At 42.1% G+C, this 780-nt stretch carries 1 protein-coding gene; it reads left to right on the top strand.

Annotated elements, in window-relative coordinates:
* The first annotated feature begins 327 nt into the window (after nucleotides 1–327).
* A complete protein-coding gene (locus E5329_RS29185) occupies nucleotides 328–720 on the top strand; it encodes a hypothetical protein (protein WP_135992583.1) in 393 nt (130 codons plus the stop codon).
* Nucleotides 721–780 lie beyond the last annotated feature (60 nt).

Below are 780 nucleotides of genomic sequence, written 5' to 3'. Positions count from 1 at the left end.
ATGAATGGGTGTAAAGACATCCGGTATTGTTCTTTTCCTTAAGTTAATGACATTGAGTAAAATCAAGGGGTTAAGCCTAATTTAGTCCTATTTTTTATACCTGATTGGGGTTAAGAATGGGCAGCGCTGAACAATTCAAAACCTACATTACGGAAGTCAAATATGGTCGATACTGATATGGTCGGGCTTTGGCTTTTAGTGGAATGCGAGGTGAAAATTTAATACAAAATCATTTAGGTAGGACTAAATTGGCTCTCTAAACGGATAATCCGTTTGTGCAATGCTAATCTGGTCCTGCCTTTTTGCTTTGGGAAGGAGGATTTACAGATGGGCTTTACAAAGAGGGAGCTGATTGAGTTCTTAGACGAACTGGTGGAGTTAGCCAGTGAGGAAAACAAGGTAAAAGCAGTATTGGCAAAAGAAAAATTCGTTAGTGACTTTGAGAACACTTACGGATACGAAAAGGAGGTAATCACAGAAATTACAAAGCTGCCGCCACACTATATAGCAGCAATGCCGGATGCGGTACAGGAAGAAATCAGGCAGAAAGTAATTGCAGCACTGACAGAACACGGCGAATGTACCCCGGAAAATGTTGACCGTGCCATGAGTTCCAAAATCTATGACTTAGAGGATTTGATTGACATTCGTGAGTATGTCGAGCGGATGGAAAAGGAACAGAGGAAGAAAGCGGAACAGAAAAGGAGGGGCGGCAGATGATAGCAGCAGGAATTATAGCAGCAGTTGTGTTTGTACTTGCACTTTCAAGATCAGCAGGGC

The organism is Petralouisia muris, from assembly GCF_004793545.1.
Lineage (GTDB): Bacteria > Bacillota > Clostridia > Lachnospirales > Lachnospiraceae > Petralouisia > Petralouisia muris.
Note: the sequence above shows the minus strand (reverse complement) of the source record. Positions and strands in the feature narration are given on the sequence as shown.